Source organism: Paractinoplanes globisporus DSM 43857 (assembly GCF_000379645.1).
GTDB classification, from domain to species: domain Bacteria; phylum Actinomycetota; class Actinomycetes; order Mycobacteriales; family Micromonosporaceae; genus Actinoplanes; species Actinoplanes globisporus.
The window spans coordinates 64,065-87,389 of the sequence record NZ_KB903316.1; the positions used below are offsets into that span (position 1 = coordinate 64,065).

At 71.1% G+C, this 23,325-nt stretch carries 17 protein-coding genes; 5 read left to right on the forward strand and 12 right to left on the reverse strand.

Going from position 1 to position 23,325, the window contains the following annotated elements:
• Positions 1 to 125: 125 nt before the first annotated feature.
• Positions 126 to 596, forward strand: coding sequence for a hypothetical protein (locus tag A3CQ_RS54500; protein ID WP_157296502.1), 471 nt, complete (start codon positions 126 to 128; stop codon positions 594 to 596).
• A 146-nt stretch (positions 597 to 742) separates the two neighbouring features.
• Here A3CQ_RS54500 and A3CQ_RS0129640 read toward each other — a convergent pair whose 3' ends face one another.
• Together A3CQ_RS0129640 and A3CQ_RS0129645 are read right to left on the reverse strand one after the other, a co-directional pair.
• Positions 743 to 1,246: a hypothetical protein gene (locus tag A3CQ_RS0129640; RefSeq protein ID WP_020514582.1), complete on the reverse strand. Its 504-nt coding sequence runs from the start codon at positions 1,244 to 1,246 to the stop codon at positions 743 to 745.
• A gap of 120 nt (positions 1,247 to 1,366) precedes the next feature.
• Positions 1,367 to 2,251: a hypothetical protein gene (locus A3CQ_RS0129645; protein ID WP_020514583.1), complete on the reverse strand. Its 885-nt coding sequence runs from the start codon at positions 2,249 to 2,251 to the stop codon at positions 1,367 to 1,369.
• A gap of 275 nt (positions 2,252 to 2,526) precedes the next feature.
• Here A3CQ_RS0129645 and A3CQ_RS0129650 point away from each other — a divergent pair, with 275 nt between their 5' ends.
• Positions 2,527 to 3,042: a TrmH family RNA methyltransferase gene (locus A3CQ_RS0129650; RefSeq protein WP_084699276.1), complete on the forward strand. Its 516-nt coding sequence runs from the start codon at positions 2,527 to 2,529 to the stop codon at positions 3,040 to 3,042.
• Positions 3,043 to 3,598: 556 nt separating this feature from the next.
• Here A3CQ_RS0129650 and A3CQ_RS0129655 read toward each other — a convergent pair.
• Positions 3,599 to 5,143: an FAD-dependent monooxygenase gene (locus tag A3CQ_RS0129655; protein ID WP_020514585.1), complete on the reverse strand. Its 1,545-nt coding sequence runs from the start codon at positions 5,141 to 5,143 to the stop codon at positions 3,599 to 3,601.
• A gap of 20 nt (positions 5,144 to 5,163) precedes the next feature.
• Positions 5,164 to 6,375, reverse strand: a complete 1,212-nt coding sequence (locus A3CQ_RS0129660; RefSeq protein ID WP_040433212.1) for an Acg family FMN-binding oxidoreductase — start codon at positions 6,373 to 6,375, stop codon at positions 5,164 to 5,166.
• Between the two features lie 266 nt (positions 6,376 to 6,641).
• Between A3CQ_RS0129660 and A3CQ_RS0129665 the strand changes: the two genes are divergently transcribed.
• From A3CQ_RS0129665 to A3CQ_RS0129675, 3 genes are all read left to right on the forward strand, one after another.
• Complete coding sequence (locus A3CQ_RS0129665; protein ID WP_211216710.1) at positions 6,642 to 8,822, forward strand: winged helix-turn-helix domain-containing protein; 2,181 nt, start codon at positions 6,642 to 6,644, stop codon at positions 8,820 to 8,822.
• A 67-nt stretch (positions 8,823 to 8,889) separates the two neighbouring features.
• A complete protein-coding gene (locus A3CQ_RS0129670; protein WP_040433185.1) occupies positions 8,890 to 9,108 on the forward strand; it encodes a hypothetical protein in 219 nt (72 codons plus the stop codon).
• A gap of 44 nt (positions 9,109 to 9,152) precedes the next feature.
• Positions 9,153 to 10,256 (forward strand): TolB-like translocation protein, encoded by a 1,104-nt coding sequence (locus A3CQ_RS0129675; protein ID WP_020514589.1) that lies wholly within the window; start codon positions 9,153 to 9,155, stop codon positions 10,254 to 10,256.
• On the opposite strand, the gene A3CQ_RS0129680 is transcribed toward A3CQ_RS0129675, so the two are convergent.
• From A3CQ_RS0129680 to A3CQ_RS0129715, 8 genes are all read right to left on the reverse strand, one after another.
• A complete protein-coding gene (locus A3CQ_RS0129680; RefSeq protein WP_020514590.1) occupies positions 10,233 to 10,637 on the reverse strand; it encodes a DUF3224 domain-containing protein in 405 nt (134 codons plus the stop codon). The genes A3CQ_RS0129675 and A3CQ_RS0129680 overlap by 24 nt on opposite strands.
• Positions 10,638 to 10,678: 41 nt before the next feature.
• Positions 10,679 to 12,517: a S8 family serine peptidase gene (locus A3CQ_RS0129685; protein ID WP_157296504.1), complete on the reverse strand. Its 1,839-nt coding sequence runs from the start codon at positions 12,515 to 12,517 to the stop codon at positions 10,679 to 10,681.
• On the reverse strand, positions 12,514 to 13,233 hold the full coding sequence (locus A3CQ_RS61135; protein ID WP_020514592.1) for a hypothetical protein: 720 nt from the start codon (positions 13,231 to 13,233) through the stop codon (positions 12,514 to 12,516). The genes A3CQ_RS0129685 and A3CQ_RS61135 overlap by 4 nt, the downstream gene beginning before the upstream one ends.
• Before the next feature lie 220 nt (positions 13,234 to 13,453).
• Positions 13,454 to 13,939: a hypothetical protein gene (locus A3CQ_RS0129695; protein ID WP_157296506.1), complete on the reverse strand. Its 486-nt coding sequence runs from the start codon at positions 13,937 to 13,939 to the stop codon at positions 13,454 to 13,456.
• A 9-nt stretch (positions 13,940 to 13,948) separates the two neighbouring features.
• Positions 13,949 to 14,896 carry a multicopper oxidase domain-containing protein gene (locus A3CQ_RS0129700; RefSeq protein WP_084699278.1) on the reverse strand — a complete coding sequence of 316 codons (948 nt, stop codon included), beginning with the start codon at positions 14,894 to 14,896 and terminating at the stop codon, positions 13,949 to 13,951.
• A gap of 9 nt (positions 14,897 to 14,905) precedes the next feature.
• The gene (locus A3CQ_RS57785; protein WP_169516320.1) at positions 14,906 to 16,855 is read right to left on the reverse strand and encodes a multicopper oxidase domain-containing protein; all 1,950 of its coding nucleotides are present in this window, start codon (positions 16,853 to 16,855) and stop codon (positions 14,906 to 14,908) included.
• 10 nt (positions 16,856 to 16,865) lie between these two features.
• Positions 16,866 to 18,107: a multicopper oxidase domain-containing protein gene (locus A3CQ_RS54510; RefSeq protein ID WP_020514596.1), complete on the reverse strand. Its 1,242-nt coding sequence runs from the start codon at positions 18,105 to 18,107 to the stop codon at positions 16,866 to 16,868.
• The gene (locus tag A3CQ_RS0129715; protein ID WP_084699281.1) at positions 18,107 to 23,260 is read right to left on the reverse strand and encodes a hypothetical protein; all 5,154 of its coding nucleotides are present in this window, start codon (positions 23,258 to 23,260) and stop codon (positions 18,107 to 18,109) included. The genes A3CQ_RS54510 and A3CQ_RS0129715 overlap by 1 nt, the downstream gene beginning before the upstream one ends.
• Positions 23,261 to 23,325 lie beyond the last annotated feature (65 nt).

The window sequence follows — 23,325 nt, forward strand, 5'->3', positions numbered from 1 at the left end:
AATTATCAGGAACGCCAGAAGCGGCTCGCCAAGGACCAGGAGATCGTGCTCGACAAGTTTACGAGGAGATTGAGCGGCAGTCCGATGGGCGGCGTCATAATGACGAGTTCCTGCGATCCATGCTCATGGACAAAATTGCGAGCTACAACGCGGTAAAGCGCAATCGACGGCGCCTCGCGGCTAGGGCGGAGGGGGCTTATTCTATTCATATTTCCATGGAAATATACAGCACCTTTATCGCGGAACTCAACGACCAACAGCTGGAATTCGAGCGGCTGAAGGTGCTGGCGGGCGTGGCCACCGACTCGCGCCTACCACAGGCGTGTGAGTTCAAGGGAGTCACGTACGGCGACGCGAAATCAGCCGCCATCGTCTCCGCCTTGGCGGCAATCGAGAAGAACCTCAATCATGTGATCAAGGAGCAACGTGACCAGCTCGCCGGCTTGCCGGAGAAGGAGACGCCGTTTCACATCCCAAGGATTTCCTGGTCGAACTGTTGCAGCGCGCGTTGCTCGAACCACTGCGGCGTCCGACGTTGGAGGAGTTCCGGGCAAGTCAAGCGGATCGCAACGATATCGAACCACCTGACGCACTGATCTCGGCAGATCCGGATGTTCGGTTGACCAGCATCAGGTCGTGTCCGATCAACCACCCGACCGGGATCACGTGCGCGCCGGCCCCGCTACGTCGCTTGGGTCGATCTCACCAAGTCGGGGGGCTCAATGACCAGTTGCCACCCGACTCAGTGACTGAGGTCGGTGAGGCGTCGGCCCAGCTCGGCCGCTCGTGCGACGAAAGCTGACCACCGCGGCGGAATGCGCTCCAGCAAGGGCTGGGCGGCGGGCCGGTCACAGCTTCTCTGCTCCCAGAGGCACAGGCGGCCCTTGCGGATGCGGAAGGTGACCCGTAGGCCGTCGTCCCAGCCGTACGCCTCGGCGTCGGCGGCCGGGACCAACGGGGTGACCTTCTGCTCGGCGACTATCCACGCGATGGCCTCGAGCTCCGCCTGCAGGCGCGCGGCCAGCTCGAACGCCAGATTCTCCGACGCCCGGTCACGCAGCTGCACAAGGTGCGCGTGGACGGTCTCGACATCGCTCTGGCGGCGTTGCAGCACACCGGTGACGGTGTTCAACAGGCGTTGCTGATCAGAGGTACCGATGCCGCGTACCCGGGCGAGGTCTTTCAAACCCCCGGCGAGGTGGTCGCCGGTGTAGCGCAACGGCAGCACCCGGTCGAGAGCCGACACGGCCAGACGGGCCGGCTGCCACCGAGGTAGGGCCCGAAGAGTGGGGATATGCGTGCCGGGTGGACGGTTACCGGTGCAGAGCGGCAAGGTCAACGCTGAGCGGATCCGCGTCTTCGCAGGTCACCGCTCGCGGTGGAGTCGGCCCAGTTCGTTGCCCGCGCCGTCGAGGAGTACCAGCACGGTCCCGTCGAGGCCGATGCGCCGCGCGCGGTCCATCCAGTCCCCCACGGGCACGTTGTCGCAACCGATAGCCGTGCTGGGGCCGAACGTAGCGACGAACGAGCCGGCCGGCCCGGCAGCCCATCGGCCGCCCACACCATTGCAGCCGTCGCTGCCCGTCCATTGCGCGCCGTCGCGGAACTCGACGTACGCGTACCACTGGGAGGCCGGTACGGACTCCGGTCGCCACCGTCCGAGCAGCGCCGCCGGGGTGACCGGTGTCAGACTCGCCGGCACGGGCCGGGCTGGTGCGTACGCCAGGCGCACCTCGTCGGTGACCGCCGGTACCCCGGTCCGCTCGGGCGGCAGTCCCGGCCGGTCGACCGGGCCCGTCCTGGGTTGCAGACGAACGACGACCCGGCCCTGCCCGTCCAGCAGCAGGCGATCGGGCCCCTCCGCCCGGAACGTGGTGACCCGCGCCAGCCACTCCGGCGACAAGTCGTCAGCGGTGCGCAGGGGTGCCTCGGACGCGCATCCTCGTCGGTCCGGGACCAGCACGTAACCATACGGAGCACCGACGAACAGGCCCGCCTCGTTCGCGTCCCAGGTTCCTTCGGCAATCTGGCACCGGCGGAACAGCTCGAACGAATCCGCGCCGATCCGCATCACCGCCTCGGGTTCCTCATCGGCTCCGATCGGCGTCCACAGCCCGATCAGACCGATCGGGTCCGCCCGTTGCGCCGCGGTGGACGGTGCCGCCGGTGAGCCTGCCGGGCTGGGCGATTCGGGATTCGGCTGCCCCCCACAACCGGTCAGCAGCGTCCCGGCCAGGATTACGCTGGTCACGCGTATTCGTCGCATTTGGTGCTCCGTTCGCCGACGCCTGGTCCCTTCGGGATGGTGCGGTCATAGGACGACGTTCGGTGCGTCGGCGTTCCGTACCTCTCGTCCGGCCAGGAGCGGGCGACGCGCCGTCGGCTGCGCCGGCCGTTCCCACACTCGACACCCGAACAGCCGTGGGGGTCTACACCACCGTCGTGTACCGCCCATCCCGCTGAAGCCGGTACCCTCAACGGCATGACGCGAGTAGTACGAAAGGGGGCCTGGCACCCCACGCTCGGATGAGCGGCGCCTGGGTACGGACCCGATCAGAACTGCGAGCCCAACGCCGCAGCCGTCCACATCGATGCTGGGACCACCTGCTGGCAGCGGCCCTGTGGCCCAAGTACGACGTCAATCTCGGCACCCTGCTACGCACCTGCGACGCCGTCGGCGCGTGTCTAGTGGTACCCCGCCGCCCATGGATCGACCAAGCGCTCGCGCGTGGCAACACGCTGCGCCGGCCGTCCTGCGTCCACCGCATCCACGACCCGATGCACTGGCTGGCGACGCAACGCGACCGGGGCACCGCCGTACTCGGCGTGGAACTGGCCGACAACGCGGTCCGCCTGGGGGATCTGCCAGCCGCACGGCAGCGCACCGTCATGGTGCTGGGCAACGAAGGCGAGGGCATCCCCGACGACGCGCTGCCGCTGCTGGACACCATCGTGGAGATACCCATGATGGGGACCGGACTCTCGCTCAACGTCGCCGTCGCCGGCTCACTGGTGCTCTACCGACTCAGTGGCCTGATCTGACCCAACCACCCGGACCACACCAGGCACACCGCCAGGGATCCGGCCCGCCTGCGACGCGAGCCGCCCGCGCCCAGCAGCAGACGACGCCGTGACCGACCGGCGTGCCGCATCAGGCGAGCAACTCCACCACGCGGCCACACGTACCGCCGCAGCGCAGATACCAGCCCACCGCGACACGCCGCTCGGCCAGCCCGCCCGGCGGATCCGGCCCGCATGATCCTCACGTCCTGCCTGGCCGGCCGGGCGTCACCCGTCATGACAGCCATCGCCACCGCGACCCCTTGGGACCGCGGTGCCAGGCGTCGCCGAGCCGAGAACGGTCAGCCACGGCTCAGACCAGCGACAGCAACAGAAAGGTTCCGTGACCGGCGCCAAGCCCGATCCCAGCGGGAGCAGGCAACGCGTCCACCACACCCCTCCAAACCAGGTGAACCACCCCGCTACATCATGGTCAATCCAACTGAATCGGCAGGTCAGCGACTATCGCGACGCGTCCCCGGAGGGAGCAGGTTTGGGATGTATCCGGCCGGGCGCGCCAATCGACTGCATACAAACCTCAAGCATCGGCTCCTGGCCGGGCTGCGGGATCGACGTGCTGCTGGTGACCGGCACTCGCACCTCCGATGTGAGAGACGAGTCGATCCGACGTGGCGGCGGCGCCGCAGGAGGCGGTCAGTGCCGCGGCCACCTGGGTGGCGTCAGCCTCGTCGGCGGCCCAGGCGATATAGGCGTCGGGCCGGACGAGCATGGTCGGCGTGGACGAGTCGGACGGGGTCACGACCGTTACGCGGTCGGCCCAGGGAGCGGCGGCTTCGTGGAGCGACTGCCCGGGCGCGACCAGGACGAATCCCCCGCTGCGCAGCGCCTCGTAAAGTCGGGCGGGGTCGCCGGCCAGTGCCACGTCCGGTGCCCGCTGGCCGGTCAGCTTGTGGGTGCCGGGCTGGGCCGGGTAGTCGATCCCGATGCCCGAGATGACGCCGGTGGCCTTGCGGGCGGCCGGGCGGAACTTGAGCAACGTCCCGGCGATCAGGTTTCGGGCGATCCGCGCGGGACGCCGTTCGACCATCGCCATCCGGATGATCGCGCCGCTGCTGCGCAGGACGAGGCGGCCGACCGGGTGGCGTTCGGCCTGGTAGCTGTCGAGCAGAGCGGGCGCTGCGGTGCCGCGGACCGCGGCGGCAAGCTTCCAGCTGAGGTTGGCGGCGTCCTGCAGACCGGTGTTCATGCCTTGACCGCCCGCCGGCGAATGAACGTGCGCGGCGTCGCCGGCCAGGAACACCCGGCCGACCCGGTACTGCGGCACCTGGCGCTCGTCGCTGTGGAAGCGTGACATCCAGCGCGGGTCGTGCATGCCGTAGTCGGTGCCGAGCGCCCGCTTGGCCACGGCCCGGACCTCCTCGAACTCCAGCGGTGCGCTCTCGGGCTGCTGGTTGAGCCGGTCCCACGCGAAGATGCGGAACCAGCCGTCGCCGAACGGCGCCACGAACGCGAAGCAGTCGCCGACCGCGTTGACGGCCAGCACGCCCTCGGGAGCGTGGTCGAGGCGCACGTCGGCGAGCATGATCGATTTGATGACCGAGCGGCCGGGGAACGGCTGGCCGATCGCGTCACGCACGGTGCTGTGCACACCGTCGGCTCCCACGACATAGGACGCCCGCAAGGTACTTCCGTCGGCCAGTTCGATCTGTGCGTGGTCGGCGTCCTGCCGGACACCGACCACGGCCTGGCCGGTCCGGAACGTGACCCCGGCCCGTTCGGCCCGGACCCGCAGGAGCCGCTCGACGTTGGACTGCGGCGTGATGAGCAGGTACGGGAATCGACTGGGCAGGCGGCCGAGGTCGAGGTGCACGCTGTCGAAGAGCTGCAACTGCCGCACCGGCGATCCCGTCGCGACCAGCTCGTCGGCCAGCCCGCGAGCATCGAGCTGCTCGAGTGTGCGGGCGTGGACGCCGAAAGCGCGGGTCAGGTTCGAGCCCTCGGCCCGGCGTTCCACGATCGTCGTCGCGACACCGGCCGTAGCGAGGTCGCCGGCCAGCATCAGCCCGGTAGGCCCGGCCCCGACCACGATCACGTCGGCGTCGGGGGTCTCTGCAGTGGACATGGTTCCTCCTTGGTGAGAGTTCATCGGGTCACCTGCGCAGCGGAACGCCGCGGGCTCGCGCCGACCCGCCGGACGGCGTATCCGACCCGGAAGGTCAGCAGCGGTTGGGCGCCCGACGGCAACAGCTCGGCGAAGCGAGGGGCGAAGGTCGGCGCGGACCCCGTCGTGCGCTCGCGATCGATACGTTCGGTGATCTGATTCATGTGGTGCAGGGCGACGCCCTGGCTGGTCGCGGTCAGATGGATGCGCTGCAGCAGCCGCCCGGCGTTCAGCTGGGTCGTGCGGTCGTCCGGTGTCCGCGTGGTGATCACCCCGTACGCGGCGGCCGTTGCCGTGTGCACGGTCGCCGTCTGCTTCAGCCAGAACCGATCGCCCTGCTCCCGGGACGAGGCCGGCAGCAGCTTGGACATCGCCAGGACGAACGGGCTGAACCCCTGTCCACCCAGCGTGAGCCCGTCCCGATGACGCTGGATCTCGTCGTTGTCGCTGCGGAACCAGGCGAAGTTGTCCCGCGACTGCTGCTCGTCGTCGCACAGTGCCTTCGCGGCGTCGACCAGGAGCCGGCCCAGCGCCGCCCGAGGCGTCGGGTCGGCGATCCAGTGCACGGCGAGTCCGGGTAGGCCGGCGGTGTCGACCAGGCCGGTCAGCGTCTCGGCGGGGACGGTCCGATCCTCGTACGGGCCTCGATTGGTGTGCCTTTCGCCGAGCACGTCGTAAAGCCGGCTTGGGACCGGCTGATCGGCCGTGACGACGATCTCGGCCAGGCGCTCGCCGGGCAGCAGGGTGACCGTCGGCCGCAACCCGCGCGCCCGGCAGGCCAGCACAAGGTTCTCGATCGCGCACCCGATGCCCATGTGCTGCTCGCGGGCGAGTGGATCCACCGTCCCGGTGTTACGGGTGCCGTCGAGGAACACGTCGACGGCCTGGTCGCGGATACCGAAGACCCACGGCTGGGTGTTGTGCGGGCTCGCCGCCAGTACGGCCGAGGCAACCGCCCCGAGGAGCCCCGGCGTGTCGCGCCAATGCCTCCACGGGTCGTAGGCATCACCGCGGCCCGGGCTGAGGGCCGCCGTGTCGTACACCCGGTAGCCCAGGGCTCCGGTCCCCGCGACGACGACGGTGGCGCCACCCAGCCCGAGGGCACGCAGCATGCGACGGCGCGTCCATCCGGGTTCCGGGTCGGCCGGCTGCGGCTCGGTCGCGTTCCTGGTCTCGGTCGGAATGGTGGTCATGGTCAGCTCCGTTCGCGGGCACTCGCCGACGGCGGCGTCGGCCTGATCCGCGATCAGCGTCGAGCGGAGCCGGGTGCCCGCACACCACCCGCCGGCCGATTGCACCCGGGGTGTCCGGGACCCCCCGGGTCGTACCGGCTTCGCGGCGAGGTGTACCCGATGTGCCGCGACTGGCAGAATCGCGATCGGGTTGCGGCGACGGGCCGCAGGTCGGGAGCGTCGTGACGTCGGACAGGCCCGCGCGGCCGCTGCTCACCGTGAAACAGGTGATTCCTCCGGTCCGGGCCGGCGCGGTTGCGCGCGATCACCTGCACCGCCAGTTGCGTCTCGCGCAGACGCGGCTGACCGTGGTGGTGGCACCGGCGGGTTGGGGCAAGACGAGCCTGTTGAGCGGCTGGGCGGCGGACCCGGGCGAGCACCGGCGCATCGCTTGGGTGTCTCTCGACGAGAGCGACGACGAGCCAAAGCAGTTCTGGACGTACGCGCTCAGCGCGCTGCACGGCGTCGACAGCGAGATCGGCGCGGGGCCTTTGCAGGCGCTCGACGCGGACCCGGTCGACCTGGCACTGCCGATGCTGCTGAACGAACTGGCCGCGTCGCCGGTGGAGCACGTGCTGGTGCTCGACGACTATCACCTGCTCACCTCTCCGCGCATCCACGAGGGCGTCGAATATCTGCTGAACTACCTGCCCGCCTCGCTGCGGCTGGTGATCGCCGGACGCGCCGATCCGCCGCTGCCGATCGCGCGGCTGCGCGCGCGGGGCGACCTGACCGAGCTACGGGCGGCGCAACTGCGGTTCTCCCCGGACGATGCGGCGGCCCTCGTGTCGGCGGTGGCGGGGCACAAGCTCGACGGCACGGCGGCGGCCGCCCTGTGGGAACGCACCGAAGGGTGGGCGGCGGGCCTTCAGCTGGGCGCCCTCGCGCTGCGCGCCGACCCGGCGCGGAAAAACGCCGACGACCGGCACCTGCTGGACTACTTCACGGCCGAGGTCCTCCCCGGCCTGGCCCCGCGGCAACGTGACCTGCTGGTACGCGCCGCGCCGCTCGAACGGCTCTGCGGTCCGCTGTGTGACGCCGCGCTCGAGGTGACGGGCTCGGCCGAGGTGCTGGCCGACCTGGTCAGAGCCGACCTGTTCGTGGCCGCCCTGGACGACGAACAGCAGTGGTTCCGATGCCACCGCCTGCTCCGCGACGCCCTGTCCCACCACGCCGCGACCGACCCGGGCGAGGTCCTCGGCCGCGCCGCGGCCTGGTTCGCCCAGCAGGACCGGATCGACGACGCGGTGAGCCACCTCCTGCGCGCCGGCCGCCACGAGGAGGCGGCCGCCATGCTCGAGCGCCATGCCGAGAACTGGTTCTTCCCGCGAGGGGCGGCCGCCACCTACCTCCAGCTCGGCGAGCAGGTGCCCCTTTCCGCGGTGGGCCCGGCGCTGGCCCTGTCCTTGGCCATGGCGGCGTCACTCTCCGGCGACCAGGCGCGTGTGACCCGCTGGCTGAACGCCGCCGAGGCGGCCGGCACCCCCGACACCGTCGTCCCCGGCTGGCACAGCTTCCGCGCGGCCGTGCTGTGCTGGCGCGCGGCGTTCGGCGTGTCGGACGCCGAGTCGGCGCGATCCATCGCGCTGGCGACCGAGGCCCTCGACCTGGAGACCAGGGATGGCGCACCGGGCCATCCGGTGGTCCGCCCGGCGCTCGGCGGCATGCTGGCTCGCGCCGGCCGTTTCGACGAGGCCGCGACCCTCCTGCTGGAACAGTGGGCGCGCCCCGATCGCGATTCCTGGCAGCCGTGGATCCTGCTGAACGTCGGCGGCACGCTAGCGATGTGCCTCATCGAGGTCGGCCGCGGCGACGACTGCGATCGGGTGCTGCGGGAGGCCGGCCCGATCGCCGCGGCGATCGAGCGGGACGGGCGGGAGGCGGGTGCACCCGGGCTGGCCGCGCTGCGCATCGCCGAGGGCCGGCGCCGGTTCCAGAGCGGCGACGTCGAGGGGGCCGCCGTCCGGCTGCGCCGCGCCGTCGCCCTGGCCGAGCTCCATCCGCGGCCGACGGTGCTGTTCATGGGCCTCGTGTACCTTGCCGACGCCGAACTTGCCCGCGGTGACCGGCCGGCCGCCCATGCCGCGCTGTCGCAGGCCCGCGAGGTCGTGGAGGACGAGCCGGTGAGCGCGTACGCGGCGGGCCGGCTCGACGAGGCCGAAGCGCGGCTGGGCCGCCGGGCCGCCCGCGCCGCCACGCGTTCGGGCGCGATTCCGGAGGAGCTGACCGACCGCGAGCTGTCCATCCTGCGCGCGTTGCAGGGACCGGCCACCCAGCGGGAGATCGGCTCGGCGCTGTTCCTCTCGATCAACACGGTGAAGGCGTACAACAAAAGCCTCTATCGCAAGCTCGGCGTCGCCTCCCGGCACGACGCCGTCGCCGCCGCCCGCGACCTCGGCCTGATCTGAGACCACCCCGGGTACTTCCGCGGGTGGGTGGTTCGCGGACACCCGGAGGGCGGGTTCCCTGTACGACGTGGCCACTTCCCGTTACGCGCTGAGGTTGCGCGAACCGATCGCTCGTTCCCTGCTGGATGTGCTCCGGAGCAGGTTCGACCAGGTGTCGACGCCCGCCGCCGACGGCACCGTCCTGATCGTCGACAACCTCGATCAGGCGGCGGTACGGGCGCTGCTGACCCTGCTCTGGGACACCAGCCACGAGGTGCTGTCGTTCAGCGAGGCGAACCAGGAATGACTGCCGCGGCGTGAGAATCGACCCGGCCGGGCTAGCATCGGCGCGTGGCGGGCAAGAGGCGGTACGCAAGCCTGGGCGTCGCGCTGCTGGGCGCCGGGGTGATGTTGTTCGCGCCGACGGCCGGCAAGCAGGCGGCCGCGGCGCCGGTCAACGCCCGGATCGCGTGGCCGCAGGCGAAGCGTGGCGTGATGGCGGCCAAGCTCGCCGACGGCTCGGCCTACGACCCCGCCCTTTTTCTCGACGCCGACCGGTCCGTCGGGACGGCGGTCACGGCCGACGGGCGCACGATGCGCCTCGTGCTGCGGCAGGCGGACGGCTCGGTTCGCCCGATCAGGACGCTGCCGATGAGCCGGAACCCGTCGTTCGAGAGCCCGACCGTCGACGGCCAAACCCTGGTCTGGGCCGAGAGCAGCAAGGACGGCCAGCAGCTCTGGACGGTCGACCTGCGCAACGGCAAGCCGCGGGAGCTGACCGCCGACCTGGGTGACGCGCGGTTCTACGAGTCGCAGTACGACCTGGTGATCGCCGAGGGCCGCGCGCACTGGGTGGCGGCCGGCCCGGACGACACCACCGAGGTTCGGTCGGTCGCCATCCAAAAAAGCACCGTCGCCATCCAGAGAAGCGCGGTCGCCATCCAGAAAAGCGCGGTCGACATCCGCTCCGAGGCCGGGACCTGGGCGTTGTCGGCCTGGCCCTGGCTGGTCGACGGCGTGACCGCAGCCGGCGGCGCCACCCGCCTGCGAAACCTCGCCACCGGGCAGGACCAGGTCGTCGCCGTCCACGGGCGGGGCGTGACCGCTTGCAGCCCGCAATGGTGCCAAGTGGTCGCCTTCAACCGCGACGGATACCCGCAGATCGACCTCATGCGCCCGAACGGCGCAGACCGGCGGAAGATCGCGGCCGGCACCGCCTCCACGGTGATCGCGGACACCGCGGTGCTGGACCGGTTCGAGGTGTTCTCGCAGCTGACCGGGAACTCCGACCTGACCGGGCACGTCCAGCTCCTCGCGTACGCGATCGCCACCCGCACCACCGTCGAGATCAGCCCGGATGCCACCGACGTCGCCTACAAGGCGGGCGTGCTGTGGTGGTCGACCGGAAGCCAGGACGACTTCGTGCGGCACTCACTCGACCTGCGCACCGTCTGAGATCTCGAGCCAGATGGTGTGGTCGGAGGTCAGGCCGCCGGTGCCGGTGATGCCGGCCAGCTCGCCCGTGCCGCTGCCGGGCACGATGGTCAGGAACTCGGCCTCGCGCCCCTCGCCGAGCGTGGTGGCGGAATGCACGAAGTTGAAGCTGCCCGACCGGCCGCCGACGCTTCCTTCGAAAGACTCCATCGCCACGTACGTCCCGGTGGAGGTCACCGGGTCGTACGCCGCGGTGAAGAGCGTGCTCGACCGGCCGCTGATCTCGCCGGTGAAGGTCTTGGTCATGGTGGCCACGCCGACCGGCAGGCCCGTCTTGATGTCGCCCGGAGGAACGGCGGCGGGGGTGAAGTCGGCTACCTCGAACGTTCCTGTGACTCGCATGCCCCGACCCTAGAGCCGATGGCTGACAGTTTCAGACAGGATCAGCGGACGATCAGCGTCACCATCGCCTGATGTTGGATCCCACCCGAGGTACCGGTCACCGTGAGCTTGTAGGTGCCGGGCGACACGGTCGGCACCCGCATCGTGGCCGTGCCCGGCGTCGCGACCGGGTTCGGGGAAACGGTGGCGGAGGCGCCGGTCACGGCGACGGTCACGGCCCCGCTGAAGTTGCCGATCGAACTCGTCGCGACGGTGTAGGAAGCGATCTGGCCACGAGTCACCGTGATCGACGCCGGGGACACGGCCATCGCGAATCCGGGCGGCGGCGTCACCGTCAGACGGGCGTACGCCGTGCGGCTCAATCCGCCACCGGTCGCCGTCACCGCCACGAGATAGGTGCCCGGCAGAACGGCCGAGCCGGTGGTGATCACGATCTGTGAATTGCCGGTGATCGTGGCGGAGGCCTGCGCCGGCAGACCGCTCACGGCAAGCGTCACCCCGGCCGCGAACCCATTCACCGGCGTCACCGTGACGCCGAGTGTCGCCGATCCGCCGGGCGCGACCGACGGTGACGACGGGGCGACACCGACCGTGAAGTCCGGCGCCGTCGCGAGCCACTGAAGGGCGGCGGCCGCGTTGACCCGTCCGTAGCCGTACGCGTTGTCCGGGCCGGCACTGCCCAGATCGTCGGCGGTGGTCTCGAGCGCCGACTGCAGGCGGTCCGCGCTCAGATCCGGGTACGCGCCGAGCAGCAGCGCCGCCACCCCGGTCGCGTGCGGCGCCGCGATCGACGTGCCGGAAGAGTCGACGTAACCGCCGTACAGATCGGTGGTGTGCACCCCGACGCCGGGCGCGACGACCCGAGGCTGGACCCGCTGGTCGCACGCCGACGGCCCCCGGCTGCTGGACGGATCGATCAGCCCGGCGTTGTCGACCGACCCCACCGCGAACGCCTCCGGCAGGTTGGCCGGGCTCAGCACGGTACCGGCCGCGCTGCCGTAATTGCCGGCCGAGAACACCGGAAGGATCCCCGCGGCCCGCAGATTGCGCAGGTCAGGCTGGAACTCCAGGCTGCAGCCGCCCGCCGACCCGGTCCACGAGGCGTTCACGACGTCGGGCGCGTCGGCGGTCGCCGGATTGCCGTCCGGATCGAACAGCCACTGAAATCCTTTGTGGATGGCCGAGGTCGAGGCCGTGCCACGATCGTTGAAGATCTTCACGCCGATCCACTGGGCGCCGGGTGCGACGCCGATCGCGGTGCCACCCGCCGATCCGCCGACGATCACGCCGGCCACGGCGGTGCCATGTCCGCTGAGGTCGATCGGCGAGGTGGGGTGCTGACCGTTCGGGTCATACCAGCTGTTGGTTCCGCCACGGAAGCCCGATGCCAGGTCAGGATGGGTGGCGTCGACTCCGGTGTCCATGATGGCCACGACCGCCCCGGCGCCGGTGAGTCCGAGGTCCCACAGTGCGGGAGCGCCCACGGCCGCCACGTTCGGCTCGATCGGGACGGTGGCGGCGACGACGTCGGGGTCGATCCGCGCGACTTCCGGCCGGGCAGCCATTTCGCGTACGACGGAGGGTGTGGCCGTGACCGCGACGGCGTTGACCACCCAGAGTGGCGTCACGTCGGTTACCAGACCCTGCGCCTTCCGGTGGCGGAGGAGGCCGAGCAACCCCGGCTGGTCGGCGCCGGCCCGAGCGCGCAAGGCCCGCACCAGCGAGGTCTGCCGCTCATGCCGCGTCCGGCCGTGGATGCCGCCCGGGTCGACCTGCATCCGCAGCCGCACCACCACCCGCATGAACGAGGGCGCGGCGGACGCCGGAACGACAGGAGCAAACAACAAGATCAAAAGAGCGATTGCCGCCGTACGCCTCATGGCACGTCCTTTGCGATCTTCCGATGAACCGCGGCGAGCGTCAGCACCGCGAGCACAAGTAGCCCCGCCCGGGACAGGGGGAACGGGGCCGGGGACGACCCCGGCACGGTCCAGGCGAGCGGCACGGTCAGCCGCTCCCCCGCGCGCCGCACGATCACCGTGGCGCGGACCGCCGAGCCGGCCGCGGGCAGGTCCGCGGTCCCGGCGTATCGACCGGCGGCACCCGGAAACAGCCCGACCGTCCGTCCGCCCAGATCGAGACTGACCTCGGAGATCGGCGCGGGCGGCGGCCGCCGCGCGCTGGCGGCCAGCACGGTGACCCCTCGACCGGCCTGAACCAGCGAGACGGTCAGGTCGGCGACGGTCGCGGTCCGCATCACGGGCGGCGGCGCGACCGGCGGCGGCGCGCGGAATCCCGCGGCGGCGACCACGATGAGACCGGCCGCCACCAGCGGCGCGACACGATCGGTCAGGTCCGCCGGGCGACGGGCGATCGCATACGCGGCGAGGCCGCCCAGCGGCGCGAGAATCGTCGCCGGCTCCAGCACGGCAAGCACCGCGACCAGCGCAAAGACGGTCGCCGGCAACCAACGCCGCGGCCCCTCGCGGGCCACCCCGGCCAGCACGGTGAGCGCGGCAACCAGCAGCCACGGCCGCCCCAGCGCGGCACCGAGCACAGTGGCCAGTGCCCCCGACCCGGCCGCGACGGTGAGCACAACGCGCGCGGACGAAGGCCGCGGTGTGCCCCCTCGCCGAACTGCCGGCGGCGCGGCAGACGGCGGCACGGCAGAGGGCGGAAGTGCGATCAGCGCGAACAGCAAGCAACCGACCAGCCCGGCGAGCAGACATGCGAACAGCCAGCCGAAGGCGACGCCGTGGGGCGCGAGGTCGCCGAACCGCTCCGCGGCCTGCCCGCCGGGGGCTCTGAAAGCGGCCTCACACCACCCGCACATGCTCCACCTGGGCATTTCCCAGCAGCACGGTGACCGAGGCACCACGCCTGACCCAGTTGCCCGGGTTCGTGAACACGAGGTAGTAGGTGACGCCGGGCCGGTAGTCGCCGGTGTGCTCGTGGTTCATCAGCAGGTCGTGCACCACGAGCCCGGAGCTCTCGTCGACGACCGCGGGCGGCCTCGCCGGGTCGTGCAGCGCATGCGCCCGATCGGGGTCGACCACGCGGAACCGCAGGTCGACCAGACCCCCGCCCCCGGTCACCGCGACCCGGGTGATGGTGACGCCGCTGGCCTGACCGAGGTCACCGGCGGCCACGGCCGGGCGCGCCCAGCCGACCGGCACCGGCACGGCGGATCCCGGGCCGGCCGGGGAACGGGCCGCGTGCCAGGCCCAGAGACCGGAGGCGGCCAGCGCCACCCCGGCCAGCACGCTCCCGAGCCGGACCCAAGGACGCCGCGATGCGGTCACAGGAGCCCCCTAGTGATGGATGAAGATCAACATGCCGCCACCGGAAGCGGGCGCCGGCGAGACACCGGTCTGGTCGCCGTTGGTGACGTGCTGCTGCCGGTTGTAGAGCGGGAACCCGTGCGAGCTCGGTCCCGCGCCGGCCGGCACGGTCGCGATGACGTCCTCGGTCGCGCCGGCCGGAATGGTCTCGGCGGCCACCTCGGCGTCGCCGTCCACCGGCCGGGCGTCCCGCGCCACCACCCGCGCGTGCATGCCGAGCAGCGACATCGTGGTGTTGTCGTAGCCGGCGTTGAGGTAGCGCAGCAGCAGCCGCTGCCCGCCGGCCGCCGTGATGCCGGGCGCGGTGTCCGGATAGGACTTCCCGTTGATCAGCCAGTAGGTGGCCCGGTAGGAGTGCAGGTCGAACGTCTCCGGCGCCGCGTTGAAGGCCGGGTCGATCGCGCTGAGCACGAGCGGGGCCTCGACGTCGTAGGCCGAGTCGGCCGACGGGTACGCCTGGCCGGCCGTCGCCGGTCGGACGATCAGCGCGCCGTACAGCCCCATCGCCACCTGCCGGCCCGCGTCGCCGCCGCTTTGATAGAGGTACGTCCCCGGTGCGCTCGCGGTGAAGGTACGAGTCACCGTCCCGCCGGGCGGCGCCGAGTCCGGGCCCGCGGCGAAGTCGATGCCGGGCACCTCGAACGTCACGTCATGCCCGGCGGGCAGCGCGTTGGTCACGGTCACGGTCACAGTGTCGCCGACCGTGGCCGTCAGCACCGGACCGGGCAGGCCCGGGTTGGCGCAGGTGGCCGCGAAGCCCCAGATCGGGACGCTCGCCCCGCCGGCCATGGTGGCGGTTCCCGGCACGGCGCACAGGCTGACCGCCACCGGCGCCGCCGAGGCCGACGAACTGCCGGCACCGAGCCCGGCCGCCACGAGCACCAGCACCAGGGCGCCCTTCCAAGGATGTCCGCGCATCTCCGTCTCCTAAGGGGCGTCGTAGGTGAGCGCCAGCAGGTTTCCCCAGGTGGAGAACGCTGCCGGGGAGGGGGACGTGTACCGCTCGGTGTGCACCAGCACCTTGACCTGCCCCGCGCTGATGTACTGGGCCGACGCCGGGAGTGTCCAGGTCGCGCCGACGTCGGTGGAGCCGACGCCCTGTGGCTGCGCCGGCGGGGCGGGCAGCGTGACCCACCCGGCCGAGGTCGCCGTCGAGCAGCCGGCCGCGCCGCCGACCGTCCAGTCGCAGATCTTCACGGTCTGCTGCGGCAGGTTGGTGGTGAGCGCCGTGCAGGTGGCGGCCGTGGTGGTCGCGCAGTTCGCGCCCTTGTAGGTCACCTTGAGGTGCTGTGACCCGGCCGGCACCCCGGTGAACCCGGCCGTGAAGTCCGTGGCCAGGGCGGTCACCACGGCGCCGCTCGCGTGGGTAGCGGCGGTCGTGCCGAGTTGCCCGCGCTGCACGGTCCAGGTTGTCGTGCCCGCTCCCGCGGTGACCCGCACGACCTCGTTGTCGATCCGCGCGTAGTAGCCGGGCGCGGCGGGGAAGCCGGTGGCCGAGGCCACGGTGATCGACGTCTGCGCGGTCGTGGTGGCGGTCGGTCGCGTGGTGGTACGCGGGTTGACCGCGTAATAGGTCGTGTCGTCGGCCGCGAGTCCCGCGACCGTGCCCGACTTGAGCACGCTGCCGAGCGGGGTGGCCGTGGCCGGCGCCGCGAAGCAACCGCCCGGCGGGTCGACCCGCAACAGCGTGGCCATGCCGCCGAAGCCCTGGTCGTAGTTCGTGAACTCGTTCAGCGCGTGGCTGTGCCAGGGGAAGTACCACTCGCCGCAGATGTTCTGGGTGACGACGCCGGACGGCAGGATGCCCTTGTGTCCCAGGTACGGGCTGCCGCCGTACCAGGTATTGGCGTCCTTGAAGAACACGTCCCGGTAGTTCGGCGGCGGCACCGGCAGCGGCTTGGTGGTCGGATCCCAGTTGTCCTGGTCGTCCCAGCGGAGCAGGAAGTCCACGGTCTGGCCGGAGGCGATGGTCTCGCCGAAATGCTCGGTCGGGACCGGCAGCAGGCGGCCGTCCTGGGCGATCTGCGTCGTGTGGTTGCCGTGCGGGTGGAACGGATGGTTCAGCGCGCCCACGTTGATCATGCGGATCAGGGCGGGCGCCGTGGTCGGGGTGGTCGGCTGGATCCGCACCAGCGCGCCGTACGGCTGGTTGGGCAGCAGCCCCGAGCCGTTGTCCTGGATGGTGTCGGGGAACTCGCGCCCGTTGACCGCGAAGTACCGGTCGCGCCGGGCGTTCACGTCGTACGCGGTGCCGGTCTCGACCGCGTGGTGCAGGTCGGAGTCGATCTCACTGAGCAGCAGCAGGTACTCGCGGGACGGGTCGAACGCGGTGCTCGTCCCATAGGCGAGGGCCGGTCCGGCGGCGGGCCGCACGATCAGCGCCCCGTACAGGCCCATCTCGATCTGTTTGGCGATGTCGGAGCCGCTCTCGTAGAGATAGGTGCCGGGGCTGCCGGCCACGAACGAGTACTGGACGGTCCCGCCGCTCGCCGCTGCCTCGGTGGTGAGCAGGCCGGCGGCGCCGCCCGACGCGGTGACAGGCGCGTCCTGGCCAGGGAAGACGATCGAGGCCGGCTCGGGCAGGTTGTTGGTCAGGTTGACGACGACGGTCTGCCCCTGGGTCACGCACAGCACCGGGCCCGGGCTCTGGAAGTGGCCGCCGGCCTCGCCGTAGCTCCACATGAAGACGCTGTTGCCGTCCGGGGTGTCGATGTAGCCGGTCTCCGCCACCAGGTCGAACGTGTGGGTGGCACCGGAGACGGCGCCCGGCGTGCAGACCATGCCGGTCGGCGGCGCGTCGGCCGGGATCGCGTTCGCCCGGCCCGGCGAGGCCAGGCACAGGGTGACGACGAGCAGCAATACTGCCGTGAACCTCATGGTGGCCCCCTCAGACATAGGTCTGGCTCACGACGGTCTGCGCGGGCAGGGGACGGGCCGGGGCGTACACCCGGACCTCGGTCATCATGCCGCCCGGTCCCGGCGCCGGGGAGGCGAAGTTCTGCAGCTTGCGCCAGTCCCGGTTCTTGAAGAAATAGACGTTGTACGCGCCCCACGAGTCCGAGCCGGACGGTCGCGCCGGGTCGTAGGCGGGCGCGTCGAAGAGCACGTCGCGGGCCTCGCCCGGCCCGAGGTAAAGGGTGTTCGTCCAGAACGCCGCGGCCCGCAGCAGCGACGCGTCCGCCCCGATCACGTGCAGCGGGATGCCCGGCAGCTGCATGCTGTGCTGCTCGTAGCCGAGGTTGGCCAGCCGCAGCAGCACCCGGTCACCGGGGTTCACCTGGATCAGCGCCGAGTTCGGCTGGCTGTAGTCGACCGTGTCGCCGTAGTTGGGGTTCGGCGTACCCACCCGCTGAGACGACGGCAGGGCCGGGTCGTCGTTGGGCAGAACCGACTGCGGATAGGTACGCCCGTTGAGCGTGAACCATTGCGGGTCGTAATCGGTGGCGATGCTCTCCTGGATGTCCCGATCGCCGTCGTGGAAGTTCCGCCACAGCTCGTTCAGCAGGATCGCGAAGTGCCGGTGGTACCCGGTCGAGCCGTCCCCGTCGTTGTACGCGAACCGCGTGAAGCCGCCGATCGAGGTGCCGTCCTGCCGCGGCCGCACGAAGACGATCCCGGTCATGCCCATCTGCACGTGCTCGACGTCCTCGAAGTGGCAGTGGTACATGTACGTGCCCTCGCGGTGCGGACGGTAGAAGTAGGTGAACTGCTTGCCGATCGGCACCGCGACCGACACCTCGGGCACGCCGTCGTTGAGCGGGGTCGGCAGGTCGAACCCGTGCCAGTGGACGGTGTGCGAGTCGGTGAGGTCGGGCCGCTGCACGAGACCCAGGTTGGTCAGCGTGATCTTGATGTCGTCGTCCTGCTTGACGTCAAGGGTCGGCGCGGTGTGCTTCGCGTGCCCCTTGTACGTGCTGACCAGCTGGGCCACCGTCAGCGCCGGGCTGACCGGCACGAACCCGAAGATGTACAGCGGATTCCCCTCCCGGCCGGGCACCGAGATGTAGCCGTCGGTGGCGACCAGGGAGATCCCGGTCGTGGCCGCCCCGGCCGATCGGGCGTCGCCGACGAGTACACCGGCGGCGAGCGTGCCGGCCACGCCGTAGAGGAAGTCCCGGCGGGTGCTCACTATGGCCTCCTCGGTCCGATGATCATCGTCAACAGCGGGAACGGGACACCCGGGCGCTCGTCGGCGCCCAGGTCCCACGGGGTGGTCAGGCGCGCCGTGGCGATGTTCGGCCGGTTGCCGCCGTCGATGTCGACGGTGGGTGCCGCCACCGCGGTGGCCGAGCAGGCGATGAGGTTGGCCGGCACCGGAGTGTTCGAGCAGCGCACGCCCCGGTCCACCACGGCCGAGCCGCCCGCGAGGTGGTAGTCGCCGGTGAGCCCGACCGGCGGGTCCTGCCCGGTGATGGTGACCGCCGCGGTCTGCGGGTCGAGCCGCGAGCCGGAGACGGTCAGCTCGTCCACGAACGGCGTCACGAACCCGGGGTTGGTCCCGATCAGGTTGCCCTGCCCGCCCGGCACCGGGCGGAGCACGCCGTCCGGACCGAGGTTCTGCCCGTTGGTCAGGTCGGAGTACCGCGGCGTGAACGTGTCGGTGTTCGTCTGCGTCCCGTGCACCTCGAAGTCGATGAAGCCGCGGTCGACCAGCGTCGCGCCCGGGCCGGGCTGGCTGAGCGTGAACGCGTCGTTGTTCCAGAAGATGTTGTTGAACAGTGCCGCCGGCCGGGAGAAGTCCGGCGAGCCGGCCGGCAACGTGGCCTGGAACAGCGGGTCGTTGGCCTCGGAGGCGAGCCCGGCCGAGTGCGGGTTGCCGTCCGAGTCCTCGGACGACCCGGTCGAGACGTTGTTGGCCATGGTGTTGTTGACCAGGCGCACGTTCGACGCGTCGTCGACGGTGACCGCGCCGCCGAGGTCGGCCGCGCCGTTGTTGTTGATGAAGTTGTTCCGGATGTTGATCGCGGCGGTGAGCGCGTCCAGCACGAAGATGCCGCCGCCGTCGTCGCCCGTGTAGTTGCTCTGGATCAGGTTGCGGTCCACGTCGACGGTTCCGGTTCCGGTTCCCAGCGTCTGGGGCGAGCCGACCGGGAGCTCGGACTCGATGGCCAGGCCTGCGCCCGAGTCGACCGCGTCGTTGTAGTAGATCTGGTTGTCGTGGATCCGCCCGCCGGGGCTGGCGCCGATGTGCGAGATGCCGGCGCCGTAGTTGACGCTGAAGTTGGAGCAGACGATGCTGCCGGCCACCTCGTACCCGTTCGAGCCGTTGAAGATCCCGATGCCGCCGGCCTGGGTGAGACCGCCGTTGCCGATCACCCGGTCGTTGGCGATCCGCACGCTGTAGTTGTGGTTCACCCGGGCGCCGTCGCCGCGCGGCCCGCCGTCGTACGGCTGCCCGAGGCCGATGCCACCGGCGACCACGCCGCCGTTGTTCTCCAGCACGTTGTTGGTCAGCTGGATGTTGTTGATCGACGCCTGGAGCTGGACGCCGCCGGCGCCCTCGCCCTGCCCGGTGCTCAGCCCGATGCCGTCGATGCGGGCCTGGCCGAACGACGCGGTCAGCCCGGTGCCGATGTCGTACGCCGTGGTGGTCTTGGCCAGCACCGTGATGTCGGCGCCGCGCAGCACGGGATGGTCGGCGTTCACTCCCGCGTACGGCGCGTGCGCGGCGATCGCGGCGTCGTAGGCGTCCGCGTTCTGCTGGAAGTAGCGGCCGTCGACGACCGTGCCCGGAATGTTGAAGCGCGGGTCCTCGGGGTCACGGGCCTGCAGCTCGTGCGCCGCCACGATCCCGCCGGGGCCGCGGCCCTGGAGCTTGAGCGGCTTCCAGAGCAGGATGTTCTCGTTGTAGACGCCGGGCGAGAGCACCAGCAGGCTGCCGGCCGCCGCGGCGTCGATCGCGTTCTGCAGGGCGTGCGCGTTGGTCGCGGGCGCCGCCACGTTCACGATCGCCGGGTTGTAGGCGACCGTGTTGCCGCCCGTGCCGTTGCTGCCGAGCACGTGCACGGTGAGCCCGTTGACGCTGGACACGCCGCCGTTGGCGTTGGCCGTGGTGATGGTGAGCTGCTTCGGCCCGGGCCGGAACGTGAGGTCGGGCAGCAGGTTGGCGGCCACGTTGCTCGCCAGCGCCGGCACGTTCAGCACGATGGTGTCCGGTGTGCTGCCGCTGCCCGGCGTCCAGCTCACGATGCCGCCGTTGGCCCGGGTGAGGGTCTGCACCTGCCCGTTGCGGTCGTCGGTCAGCGTGGCGCGTACGCCGGTCGGCCCGGTCACCGTGCCGGCCGCGCCGATGAAGTCGGCCTGCACGGTGATCTGGCGGCTGCCGGTGGCCGGCACGACCGGGGTGGAGACCTGAAGCAGTTCGGGCCGGGCCGGGACGGCCGGGTCCTCGCAGGCCGTCCCGGAGATCGGGTCGAGCGGCAGGTCGAGCTGGGTGGTCAGGCCCGGCCACGACTCCGCCGGCGTGGTGGCGGTCAGCAGGTTCGGGTTGTACCGCGCGTTCGGGTGCGCCTTGCTGCCCGGGTCGTCCACCTTGACCAGGTACATGCCGGGGCACGGCCCCTGCGGTATCGGGCAGTTGAACGTCTCGGTGGACGGCAGCAGCGCCTCGAAGGAGCCGTCCGCGCTGGTCGTCACCGTGGTGATCAGCCGCCAGTTGTTCTCGTCGCTGTCCACCCGGGCGTAGATGCCGACCGGGATGCCGGCGATCGGCCGCGGCTCGCCGTACCACGGCGACAGCGGGTTCCGCTCGAAGTAGATGTCGTTGAAGACCTGCCCGACGAAGCGGCCCGGGATCGCCACGTCACCCACGCGCTGGTCGGTGGCGTCGGTGCCGTTCGGGTCGGTCCGATAGTTGGTCATCATGTGGAAGTCGGCGTTGGCGTTCTGCCCGTTGGTGAGCACCACGAGCCGCTTGTCGCACAGCGGCGCGTGCGCGCCGGCCACGCCGTAGTAGACGCTGCGCGGGGTCAGGGTCGACTGGTCGATGACGTGGTCGTCGCCGGTGCACGGCGGTGGCGGGATGGCCGGGGTGAAGACGTTGCCGAGGTCGACGTTGACGTCCTCCTCGCGCACCGGCCGGTAGAGGCACCCGGCGCCGCCGCCGGGCACGCCGCCCTTGGCCGAGCTGACCAATGAGCCGCACGTACGGGAGTCGGTGGTGTCGGTGGGCATCACGGCGTGCGTGACGTAAGTGCCGGCGACCAGTGGCTGCGGGTCACCGCCCCCGACGCAGGTGCCGTCGTCGGCGGCCAGGTCGTAGCCGCCCGGGCAGTAGTCGGCGAACGCGTACCCGCCGTCGAAGGCGCCGTCCCTCGTGGGCTGGCCGGCCAGCGGCACCTCGAGGCAGTTCGGCCCGATCCGCGGGCTGAACTGCGCGGTGATGTCGGCGCCCGAGAAGTCCCGGATCGGGTTGCAGTTCTGGGTGAACGTGTTGCCGGCGGGCTGCTGCGGGTCCTGGCTCGCGTCCGGCTGCTGCCACTTGTCGGTCACGTACTTGTTGAGCACGACGTCGTCGGCGGTGTTCGCCACGCCGTCCGGGCCCGGTCCCTCGAGGTAGACGGTCACGCCGGGAATCGCCGGCTCGTAGTCCTCGTGGTTCTGGAAGCGGGCGTCGAACTCGTTGCGGGTGGTCGCGAAGTAGGTGATGCCGACGATCTGCCCGGGCGTGCCGGCCGGGTAGTCGCGCTTGCCCCAGTCGACGGTGGCCCGATGACCCTCGAGCAGCTTCTGGTTGGCGAGCAGGCCGCCGCCCTGGTCGGTGGGGATGCACGGGTTCGCGGGCGGGGTCGCCGCGCAGGACGGGGTGACCGCGCCGCTCTGCTCGTCGTGCACGGACGGTCCGGGGTACGCCGAGAAGCGCGCGAAGCCCTGCTCGTTGATGATCCACCGGCCCAGTGGCCCGCCCTCGGCCGTCGGGTACTGGTAGTACCCGTGCGCGTCGGTGAAGGTGGCCTCCTTGATCGAGCCGTCCCGCCAGCGCTGGTCGACGTCGGTGTTGGGGAGCAGCGGCTCGCCGGGATCGAGCTTGCCGTTGCCGTTCGTGTCCTTGTAGACGTGCCCGTCCAGCCACCCGAACCAGCGGGACACCCCGATGCCCACCTGCCCGTCGTCGCCGGTGTCGTTGACGTCGACGGTCTGCCCCGCGGTCACGGTCACCGGTTTGAACCGCATGATGTAGCTCAGCTGCTCGTCCCAGATCGCCAGGTTGTACGTGCCGGCCGGGACGTTCTGGATGTCGAAGTTCCCGGCGCCGTCGCCCTGCCCGACGTAGACGGTCTGGTCGGTGGTGGAGTCGGAGAGCGCCACGAACGGGTTCTCGACCGGGTCGTTGTAGGTGCCGGTGGTGTACGGCGCCCACTCGACCCAGTTCCGCGCCTGCCCGGTGATCTCGCCGGTCCCGCTCTGCGCGAACGGCTGCGGCGAGCAGGCAAATCCGAACCAATACGCCGTACGCACATTCGGCGGCTCCCAGAGCTGCTCGCCGGGCGCGCCGGTGCCGTCGCTGCCCTCCTCGACCGGAGCCAGCAGCTGCAGGCCGCCGTCGATGGTCGTGGTCTGGTGCCAGCGGCTGTCCGGGTCGGCGTTGCACGGCTGGTCCGGCGGGTGCACCTCGATGTAGTACGTGGCCGGTCCGAGGTTGTCGATCTGGGAGAAGCCGTCGCCGTCGGTGAGGCACTGCCCGCCGCACAGCGGCTGGTTGTGGTAGTCCACGGTGACGTCGCTCTGCGTCTGCTCCTTGAGTTCGACCGTGAAGCCGTCGATGCCGCCTTCCTCGGTGTCCGGCGCCCCGTTGGTCCACGCGTTGTCATCGAAGACGAAGACCCGGATCTTGCCGAGCGGCAGCGGGTGCGCGTCGCTCGCCTCGGTGAGGTCGACGCGCGCCGTGGCCGAGCCGTCCGCGGTGGCCGGGTTCGGCAGCGTGAGGTACGCGCCCCACATCTTGTGATCCAGCGCTCGCGCCGAGATCAGGTAGCGGCCGGCCGGCAGGTGCACCGTGGCCCGGTCCTGGTCGCCCTCGGCCACCACCGGGCTGTTGCTCTCGGTGCTGAGCGCGAGCGGGTCACTGGCGAGCTTGGTGTTGTCCAGGTTGATCAGGTAGTTGAAGTTCGCCAGCGGCTGGGCGGTCGCGAAGTCGCGCACGTCGACCGTCACGGCGCAGCCGCCGTTGGGACACGCGGTCGCGGCCTCGGCGGCGCTGGTCACCGCCACCGGGGGTAGGAGGGCCACCACGATCGCAACGACCGACATCCCGGCAATTCCGCGCCACCGTCGATCCCGCATCGGACCCCACCTCCCACGCGTGACGCGCCGGCGGTGTGCCGCGCGTCAGGCCGATGATGGGTCCG

Excerpts from the sequence above, each read along its gene's own strand:
- A3CQ_RS54500 (WP_157296502.1), top strand. The coding sequence starts at position 126 with ATGGACAAAATTGCGAGCTACAACGCGGTAAAGCGCAATCGACGGCGC.
- A3CQ_RS0129650 (WP_084699276.1), top strand. The coding sequence starts at position 2,527 with ATGAGCGGCGCCTGGGTACGGACCCGATCAGAACTGCGAGCCCAACGC.
- A3CQ_RS0129655 (WP_020514585.1), bottom strand. The coding sequence starts at position 5,143 with ATGTCCACTGCAGAGACCCCCGACGCCGACGTGATCGTGGTCGGGGCC.
- A3CQ_RS0129660 (WP_040433212.1), bottom strand. The coding sequence starts at position 6,375 with ATGACCACCATTCCGACCGAGACCAGGAACGCGACCGAGCCGCAGCCG.
- A3CQ_RS0129680 (WP_020514590.1), bottom strand. The coding sequence starts at position 10,637 with ATGCGAGTCACAGGAACGTTCGAGGTAGCCGACTTCACCCCCGCCGCC.
- A3CQ_RS0129685 (WP_157296504.1), bottom strand. The coding sequence starts at position 12,517 with ATGAGGCGTACGGCGGCAATCGCTCTTTTGATCTTGTTGTTTGCTCCT.
- A3CQ_RS0129700 (WP_084699278.1), bottom strand. The coding sequence starts at position 14,896 with ATGCGCGGACATCCTTGGAAGGGCGCCCTGGTGCTGGTGCTCGTGGCG.
- A3CQ_RS57785 (WP_169516320.1), bottom strand. The coding sequence starts at position 16,855 with ATGAGGTTCACGGCAGTATTGCTGCTCGTCGTCACCCTGTGCCTGGCC.
- A3CQ_RS0129715 (WP_084699281.1), bottom strand. The coding sequence starts at position 23,260 with ATGCGGGATCGACGGTGGCGCGGAATTGCCGGGATGTCGGTCGTTGCG.